Origin of the sequence: Halomonas sp. MCCC 1A11062 (assembly GCF_021404355.1) — a bacterium.
Lineage (GTDB): Bacteria > Pseudomonadota > Gammaproteobacteria > Pseudomonadales > Halomonadaceae > Halomonas > Halomonas aerodenitrificans.
On the sequence record NZ_JABFTW010000062.1, the window covers coordinates 1 to 585 of the forward strand.

General features: G+C 53.5%; 2 tRNA genes and 1 rRNA gene. All 3 read left to right on the forward strand.

Features of this window, described 5'->3' with window-relative positions:
• Positions 1 to 54 (forward strand): 16S ribosomal RNA (locus HOP58_RS22775); the annotation flags it as partial.
• A 93-nt stretch (positions 55 to 147) separates the two neighbouring features.
• A tRNA-Ile gene (locus HOP58_RS22780) sits at positions 148 to 224 on the forward strand.
• A 116-nt stretch (positions 225 to 340) separates the two neighbouring features.
• Positions 341 to 416, forward strand: a tRNA-Ala gene (locus HOP58_RS22785).
• Positions 417 to 585 lie beyond the last annotated feature (169 nt).

The window sequence follows — 585 nt, forward strand, 5'->3', positions numbered from 1 at the left end:
GTGAAGTCGTAACAAGGTAGCCGTAGGGGAACCTGCGGCTGGATCACCTCCTTAAACGACGTATCACGCCTCGCGGCAAGTGCTCACAATGAATTACCTGATCGGCCAGAGCAAAGACTGTTTGGGTCGCCGACCCAGTGGTTAGCCGGGTCTGTAGCTCAGTTGGTTAGAGCGCACCCCTGATAAGGGTGAGGTCGGCAGTTCAAATCTGCCCAGACCCACCAATTTTATCCAGTCCTGCGTTATTTCGTGACTCGCATAGCGAGCTATGCGTCGCCACGAAATGCCTTGTGCTGAATAAAATCACCGAACCGACCCTAAGGGGAAGGCCGGAATCAGTGGGGCCATAGCTCAGCTGGGAGAGCGCCTGCCTTGCACGCAGGAGGTCAGCGGTTCGATCCCGCTTGGCTCCACCATCTACGCCAAGCCAGTCTTTATCTGCAGTGACCAGTGGGAAGTTCTTGGACTTCCCACTGTTCTCTGAACAGTCTGCTCTTTAACAATGTGAATCATGCTGACAATTTCTCCGCAAGGAGAAATGCAAGATACGTCTCAAGCGTATCCGGCAATTGTCGTACGTAATCG